The sequence below is a fragment of the Arthrobacter mangrovi genome (assembly GCF_026011795.1).
GTDB classification, from domain to species: Bacteria; Actinomycetota; Actinomycetes; order Actinomycetales; family Micrococcaceae; genus Crystallibacter; species Crystallibacter mangrovi.
The window spans coordinates 112,881-120,883 of record NZ_BRVS01000009.1 but is presented as its reverse complement, the minus strand read 5'-3'; the positions used below and the strand labels follow the sequence as shown (position 1 = coordinate 120,883).

The following is an 8,003-nucleotide window of genomic DNA, read 5'->3' as shown; positions in this document are numbered from 1 at the left end:
CGTTTTTCTTACAGTCCCCGAACGTCAAGTACGTCCGGCTGGAGGACGGAGACAACGGATTCGGGTGTGCGGTCGAGATTCGCAGCGAGCGAGGCGATCTGGTCGAACTCGTCATCGATGGGTTCAGCGGCCTGGAGTCTGGGTAAGGTCTGGATAACTTGGGGTTTTTGCCCGGCCGTCAGGAACAAGCAACAATGGCTGAGTAAGAGTTTCCACGTTCAAAGAGATATTGGGGGCACTCAACAAGAGGACAGCCCCGGCATGCACAGGGTCCGAGAGTTCGCCCAGACACGCCGCACTGTTATTGAGTAGGGCCGGAGAAGGGCGATACTCGGACGGGCATGGCACCTATTGCGAGGACTGCCGCTAGCCCCGTGTGCGGGGCGCCTTACCCCTTCAGTGCCGCTTTGAGATCCTGTTCAAGGAACGGAGCGAGGGTCTTCGCGTAAGTGCCGGTTATATGGGCCGCAGAATCCCGGTAGGCAATAGCGTTGCCGATGACAACAGGACATGAACTCAAATCGCAGAAGTAGTCGGTCGTCTCAATTAGAGCCGCGCCAGAAACCGTTTCAACAGCGGCAATGAGCGGGTCCGTGCCGGCTAAGGCTTCATCCTTTGGGGTGGCACAGTCGTTGTCCTTAACGTTAAACCCAACACGGGTGAGACATTCAAGGGCACGCTGGCTTACAGCCGGGACATCGGCGATGGCGATGACCTTCGTGCCGCGTTCGGCGACGGGCTCCCATACTTCCGCGAAGCCGGCGCTTGCCGAGTCGGCCTCTTGGCCAGGATCCCGTCGCTTCGCAGTGGTAATCACCGCGTTGTAGGCGTCCTTGGCCAGAAGTTTCTCCTGCACCTTTTCGAGTTCGCTTCGGCAGTCGTCCGTGTCTGCATGCTTCTTCCACTGGCAGCCCCAACCAACGAAAACATCAATGCTCCAATTATTCGCCAAAGCTTTCTCAGAAATCGCCGGGAGCATAGACGCTGCGTGGCTATCCCCAATCACGGCAATCCGCATTGCGTCATCTTTGGCGGAACCGATGGTGCAGTCCTGGAACTCTTCGCCCTCTCCCCGCCAGCATTCGTACCCGCTGCCATTATCATCCGCATAGTCGTCTATCGATGGCGTAAGGCTGTCATCAAGCAGGCCCGCGCAGTCGGCATCTGTTTGGGTCGAAGCCGCTCCGAAGCACGTCTGATGGGCTTTCTCCTCTGCGGCTCGCTCAGCGGCTAGCTGCTCAAACGACGAGGGACCGGTCTGCGCGTCCGCCTGGTCCACCACGTGCCGCGGATCGTTCAGCGCGAAAGTAACACACGCCGCGGTCATCACCGCCAAAGCGCCGAGCGCGATATTTGCCGTCCGCGTGCTGACTTGCCGCCGACGCTGCCGCTTCGTCGAGGCGAGTTCGAAATGCCGCAACGGGTTCTCCACAAAGTGGTACGACGCCACCGATAAGGCAGCAGTAAGCCCGAGCGCAACCCCGTAGTAGAGGGCGCTGTCACTCGGTAGGAACGCCACCAGGATAATAATGATTGGCCAATGCCACAGGTACAGGGAGAACGAGATGTCGCCGATGTAGCCGGCTGCTCGATTCGTCAACGCGAACATTCCCTGGGCCGGTTGCCCGCTTCCCGACGCGATCACCAAGGCAGTACAAAGTACGGGGAACGCGGCAGCCGGGGCCGGGAATTCCGGTCCCGCCGTGATCAGGAAGAGGGAAGCGAACATGCCAGCCAGCCCCAGCCAGCCCAGCACCGGCCGAAGCGAGCCTTGGATACGGGACAGAATAGGCGAAGCGACGGCGAGCAACGCACCAATACCCAGCTCCCACGCCCGAGAGAACGTCGAGAAATACGCCCACGTCGGGCTGGTAGTCGTTTCGAAGACCGCCCAACCGAACGATGCCAGTATGATGCCGCCCATGATCCAACCAAGGATCACCCGGGCCGAAGTCAGTCCTCTCCGCGCCAAAAGCCAGTAGACGAGTAACATGACCCACGGCCACACGAAGTAGAACTGCTCTTCTACGCCCAAGGACCAGTAGTGCTGCAGCGGTGAGGGGAGCATTCCCTCTTGGAAGTAGTCGGTCCCTTCGGTGGCAAAGCGCCAGTTGCCCGCAAAGAAGAACGACCACAGTGCATCCACGGTGGTCTCCCGTGCTCGGTTCGCCGGGAATACCAGCCATGCCGCCGCAGCGGTAACTAAGAGGACGAGCACCGAAGCCGGCAGGATTCGCTTCACGCGGCGCTTATAGAAGTTTGTGAAGGAAATCGTGCCAGTTTTCTCGTGCTCACGGATCAGCAGTCCAGTAATCAGGAACCCAGAAATTACGAAGAACACGTCAACCCCGACGAACCCGCCAGCGGGCCAATGAAACAAGTGGTCAGCGATCACGGCCAGAACAGCGAAGGCCCTCAGCCCCTGAATATCAGGCCGGAAGACATTCTTCTTCTGGCCGGCATCTGGGCGCGGTTTGGCCAAGACTGCAGTACTCATCATTCCCCCGCGTTGTCTGCCGAATAGCATCAGCGATTTATCGTGCACCTACACTCTACCGGGAACGTTTCACCATGCTTTCACTGCTCTGCTGGACTTGTCCTTGTTCCCTCCCTCGCCGGTTTGTGGCCGGAGCCTGGACAATACCTTGATGGCTTGTAGACCGTGTCTGGCTGCCTGAAGTAGCCAGCAATGACTGAACAAAATCCTTCCTCTTTCAAGGAGCTATTAGTCCAACGTTGGCAGGATGATAGTGCTTAGATTCGATGCTGGCTGCACCGTGACAGACGGCGCGAACCGGGTGGAAGTCTCCCGAGCGGTGATCTCTAGCGGCGTGCGACTACCTTAGCGGGCACGCCGGCGACGGTCGTTCCGTGCTCAACATCCTTGTTGACCAGCGCGTTAGCGCCTACGAAGGTGGGCACATCCTCGGCGTCATTGGATACCTTGATGCCGCCGAGGACCGTGGCCCCTGCCCCGATCTGGATGCGGGAGCCGATCACGGGAGCTTCGCCTTTCGCCTCACCAATCGTGACCCGGTGGTAGAGGGAGACGCGGGAGCCAAGGACGGCTTTGGGGTGGATGATGACGCCGCGGCCCAAGTGCCGGAGCCGGAAACCTGGGCCGCACTTGATTGAAGGGGGGATCTCCGCGCCGAGGAGGCCCCGCACAATAATGGCGTCTGCCACCTTGTAGAGCAAGTGGATAAGCAGCAGCGCCTTCCTGCCGTGGGACCACTGGCCCACGCGGAAGATCGTCGTCGGGATGCGGTCGGCCTTGTTCGGCTCGGCAGCCCAGTCGGCGCGGATCACGTCGAGTAGATTCATTCTTCCCCGTTTGTCGTTTCACCTAACATTACAAGGTTCGGCAGTAGGGCAACTAACACCCCGGTCCGCGTCACCCTCTCGGGCTCGCCGGCTCCAAAGTGCGTTGCGCTGGCCGGAGGCGCTTCTCGAGCGGCGCCTCCACGGCCTTATGCAGCATCGCCGACGCGACAACGCCAGCGAACAACATGCCTGCGAGGGCCGGGACCAGAACGGAAAGGGGCTGACCCTCCGGGGCGAAGCCGAATGCAACATTCAGGGTTGTCCACCCTACAGCTAGAACCTGCGTATGGATCAGGTAGAAGCAGTACGACCATACCCCGAGAGTGACGAAGACGGGCAGCCTGTACAGCGATGCCTTTCCAGCCAGGTCCGTTTGTGCAGCAGCGAACACGAGGAGCGCAAACGGTGCGAGTGTCACGGCGACCCGCATGTAGGAATCCGGGACGAAGGCGGCAGCCATGTAGGCAGCTAACGCGATCAGGGAGGCCGCCCACAGGGGCACTTGGAAGCGCCTTGTCCCATGCTTTATCTGCAGGGCCAGCATGATCCCGATGATGAACTCCAGCATCCTCGTCGGTGGGAAGAAGTAAATAAACCAGTGTCCAACGCTTCCCGGCACGAGCGGATCGTTTATGGCGGCAGCCACCCAAACGAGCGCCAGGCATGCCGCGATAACAGTCAGCCGGCCGGTCTGTGTGAGCCGCTGAGCGAGTGGAAAGATCCACGGGAACACAAGGTAGAAGAAGGCCTCGCACGAGATGGACCAGAACACCACGTTGGCGCCCGAATAGATCGCCTCGTCCGGGAACCATGATTGCAGCAGCGTCAACGCGAAGAGGTCCTGCCAAACAGGGCTTTCACTGCTAATCACTATTAGGGCCATTGACACAAGCCATGCCACAGCGTAGGCAGGGTAAACGCGGGCGAAGCGGCGCTGGAAGAACAGCCACGACGAGTCTCCCGGCTTCGCCGTCCACGTGAGCACGAACCCGCTGAGGACGTAGAAGAACGAGACGCCGACCATTCCGGGTGACAGGAAGTTCACTTCCGCGCCCTCGAACAGGTAGGCGATGTGCCGGCCGAACACCAGTAGCGCCGCGAAGGCGCGTAGTCCCGTGAGTGAATCCAGTCGCACTTTTCCCCCTTGACCTTATAAGCAGAATCCATCCGAGTGTAATAGAACGATTCATGGATGAACGGCAAAGCGTTTGGCCGAACGATGGCGACGCGGTCGAGCAGCTCGAACTTGGAACCGCGGATGTTTTCTGAAGGCCACGCTTTCGCTCTCGGACGCTAGCGCTCAATCGAGGGAAGCCGAGGCGGCATTGAGAAGGCGGCGCTGGAAAAGGATGAGGGCCGCGATCCCGTCTGCGCGGTAGACATACGTGCGGAAGGTGCCGAGCCAGGAGGCGGCGGTTCGCCCCCGTTCAGGGTTAAACGAGTGAGCGGGCACAGGGCCCGCCCTATTCGGGGTGGCGGCTTCCGGCTTCGTGGATGAGCCGATGGTTCGGCAGTCCGCGGCGGGGAGTGTGGTGCCTTCGCCGAGGGCGCTGGCAGCACCTGGACCATGCGGGCGGGGTCGGCGGCGGGGGCTACCGCGTAGGGGAACTGTTGTCCGGCCGCGGGGTCATGGCGTCGTGGAGCTGGAGGGCGAACCAGAGTTGGGCGATGGAGGCGGTTTCGGTCATGTCGAGGCCGGTGAGTTCGCCGATGCGGCGGATGCGGTAGATGACGGTTTGGCGATGGGTGAAGAGGGCGTCAGCGGTCTTCTGCCAGGAGCGCTGCTGCTCGAGGTAGGTGCGCAGGGTCCGGACGAGCTCGGAGTGCTTGTCGCGGTCGTGCTCGAGGAGCGGGCCGAGGAGGCGCTGGACGAGGGCCTGGCCTTCCTCCACGCCGGTCAGTCCAAGCCAGCTAGGTCCCTCCGAGTAGCGGGCGAGGCGCGTGCCGCTGCGGGCGGCGGTGGCGGCCGCCCAGAGGGATTCCTGCCGGGCGTGCTGCAGCCCGGCGGCGACGGCGGGCCGGCTGATCCCGATACGGGCGCCGTCGGGGGCTGCGTGCAGCAGGGCCTCGTCGGGGGAGTCGGGCAGGAGTAGATGCAGGGTGTCGGCCTGCTGGAGGCTGATCACCGGGAGGCCGTGGCGCCACAGTTCGACCGGGATGCCGGCGAACTGCTCGGGCTCGAGGCCGCGGACGGACACGGCGACGAACCGTTCGGGGGAGAGACCGAACCTATTGAGCTGGCGCTCCAGCTCGGCGGCGCCGTAGCGACCGTCGAGCGCCTGGGCTAGGAACTCGGAGCCGAGCCGACGCTCGTCTTCGAGCGCGAGCATGGTGCGGGACAGCTCGAGGCCGAGCACCGAGGCGGCGTGTAGCAGGACGACGGCGTCCGGGTGCGGCTCGGCGGCCGGCACGACGACGAGCAGCGCGTCCTCGTGCGTCGGAACGTCCATCATCAACACATGGCCGGCGGCAGTGTTGTGCCACTGGAACTTCTTGCCGGCAGTGGGGGCCGAGCTGATGAAGGGCTGCAGCGCGTCGGCCAGCCGGGAGGGGAGCGGCGTCCCGTCCGGGTGCCAGGGGTGGTGGCAGGCGCGGTCGACGACGAACAGCTGCGCATCAAGTTCGGAGGCCAGGCCGTTGCCGATGGCCTGCCACTGGCTGGGGGAGCCGGCCAGCCGGAGCAGGTCATAGATCCGCGCGGTCTGGCGCAGCCGGCGGGATTCCTCCAGCAGCGAGGACTCGGCCACGGACTTGGCGATGGCGATGAAGGGCAGCGGATACGGCACGTTGAGTACCGGCAGTGGCAGCCGGTCGCAGGCTTCGATGAACTCCGGAGTCAGCTCCGGGGCATGCATCTTCTCGCCGATGGCCAGCGCGCTCGCGCCGGCCGCGACCAGCGCCTCCGCCAGCGCGACCTGTCCCGCGGCGTCCGCCGGGATGGACAGGCCGTTGGTCATCATGACCTCGCCGCCGGTGACCCACTCCCACAGCCGCGGCAGGTCCGAGGTGTGGGCCCAGGTGATCCGGTGCTGCAGGCCCGCTTTCCCCGCGAGCAGGCGAAGGCCGAGCTGCGGCTCGGCCAGCAGCTCGGACACGGTAATGGCCATACAAGGCTCCCCTCCGCGCCCAACCGCAGCGCCGTCGTCGTTGTTTAGACGAATGTATAGACCGTCCATCCGTTTGTAGTCAATCGGCGGGTGTCCTGTGTCACGCCGTTCGCGAATCATGGACTCAGTTATTCCCGCTCTGACTGAGCACGACGAGAGAGAGCTGCAATGAGCGCAACGAGCAATCTCATTGATGACGCGCCGCTGACGAGGTTCCACAAGAAGCTGACCTTCTTCGCCTCGGGCGGCCCGTTCATCGACGGTTACGCGCTGTCGATCATCGGCATCGCGCTGATCACGATGACGCCGGGGCTGGACCTGGAACCGGGCGAGATCGGGCTGATCGGGGCGGCAAGCCTGATCGGCATCTTCTTCGGCGGGGCCGTCTTCGGCTGGCTGACCGACAAGATCGGCCGGCACAAGATGTACATCGCGGACCTGATCGCGCTGGCGGTGTTCTCGCTGCTCAACGGCTTCGCCACGGAGGTGTGGCAGGTGGTCCTCTGCCGCTTCTTCCTGGGCATGGCCATCGGCGCTGACTATCCGATTGCGACGTCGCTGCTCGCGGAGTTCCTGCCGCGGAGGGTGCGCGGGCGGCTGCTCGGCGCGACGTTCGTGGTGTGGGCGGTCGGCGCGGCCGTGGCGTATGCCGTGGGCTTCCTGCTGCGCGACACGGGGCCGGATGCCTGGCGCATCATGGTGGCGAGCCCCGCGCTCTTCGCGATCATCACGCTGCTGTGCCGGCTGGGAACGCCGGAATCGCCGCGCTGGCTGCTTTCACGGGGCCGGGTGGACGAGGCCGACGCGGTCATCAAGAAGGTCTACGGCGCGCAGTACGGCGTCGGCGACGTGGCGCAGGACGGCGGCGCGGAGTCGAAGCAGGGCCGTTTCACCGACATCTTCAGAGGCCGGTACTGGAAGCGCACGCTGTTCGTCTCGATCTTCTGGACGGCGCAGGTGATCCCGCTCTTCGCGGTCTACACCTTCGCCCCCGACCTGCTGACCTCCTTCGGGATGACCGGCGACGCGAACCTCTACGGCGGGTCCTTCCTGATCTCGATGCTGTTCGTGGTCGGCGGCGTGCCGGGCCTGTGGTTGGTGGAGAAGATCGGCCGGCGGAGGCTGCTGCTGTGGAGCTTCGGCATCATCGCGGTGGCGCTGGCGATCCCGGCCTTCATTCCGGATGTCCACGCCGGTCCGCTGTTCCTGGCGCTCGCCGTGTTCGCGCTGGCGTCCGGCGCGTCCAGCTTCCTGGAGGTCGTCTACCCGAACGAGCTGTTCCCCACGGAGGTCCGGGCCACGGCTGTCGGCTTCGGCACCGCGATCAGCCGAGTGGGATCCGCGGCGAGCACGTACCTGATGCCGCTCGCCATCCTCAATTTCGGCGCCGCCGGCTCGCTGCTGATCGGCGCGGTGATCTCCGCCGTCGGCCTGGCCGCGACCTTCCTGCTGGCACCGGAGACCGCCAACAAGACCCTGCACGAACTCACCTCCGACGAGCCGACGGCCGTGCCTGCCGCACCGGCCGCCGTCGTCAAGTAACACCCGCACTACCGCCACCCACGCCACGCA

The 8,003-nt window shown here is 63.8% G+C and carries 5 protein-coding genes; 1 reads left to right on the top strand and 4 read right to left on the bottom strand.

From position 1 onward, the window contains the following. Window positions 1–388: 388 nt before the first annotated feature. From AHIS1636_RS11800 to AHIS1636_RS11785, 4 genes are all read right to left on the bottom strand, one after another. Complete coding sequence (locus tag AHIS1636_RS11800) at window positions 389–2,497, bottom strand: acyltransferase family protein (protein ID WP_264796026.1); 2,109 nt, start codon at window positions 2,495–2,497, stop codon at window positions 389–391. A 326-nt stretch (window positions 2,498–2,823) separates the two neighbouring features. Further along, window positions 2,824–3,324: a serine O-acetyltransferase gene (locus AHIS1636_RS11795; protein ID WP_264796025.1), complete on the bottom strand. Its 501-nt coding sequence runs from the start codon at window positions 3,322–3,324 to the stop codon at window positions 2,824–2,826. 70 nt (window positions 3,325–3,394) lie between these two features. Then, a complete protein-coding gene (locus AHIS1636_RS11790) occupies window positions 3,395–4,459 on the bottom strand; it encodes an acyltransferase family protein (RefSeq protein WP_264796024.1) in 1,065 nt (354 codons plus the stop codon). Between the two features lie 457 nt (window positions 4,460–4,916). Beyond that, a complete protein-coding gene (locus AHIS1636_RS11785; RefSeq protein WP_264796023.1) occupies window positions 4,917–6,431 on the bottom strand; it encodes a PucR family transcriptional regulator in 1,515 nt (504 codons plus the stop codon). 168 nt (window positions 6,432–6,599) lie between these two features. Between AHIS1636_RS11785 and AHIS1636_RS11780 the strand changes: the two genes are divergently transcribed. Continuing rightward, on the top strand, window positions 6,600–7,973 hold the full coding sequence (locus AHIS1636_RS11780) for an MFS transporter (protein WP_264796022.1): 1,374 nt from the start codon (window positions 6,600–6,602) through the stop codon (window positions 7,971–7,973). Window positions 7,974–8,003 lie beyond the last annotated feature (30 nt).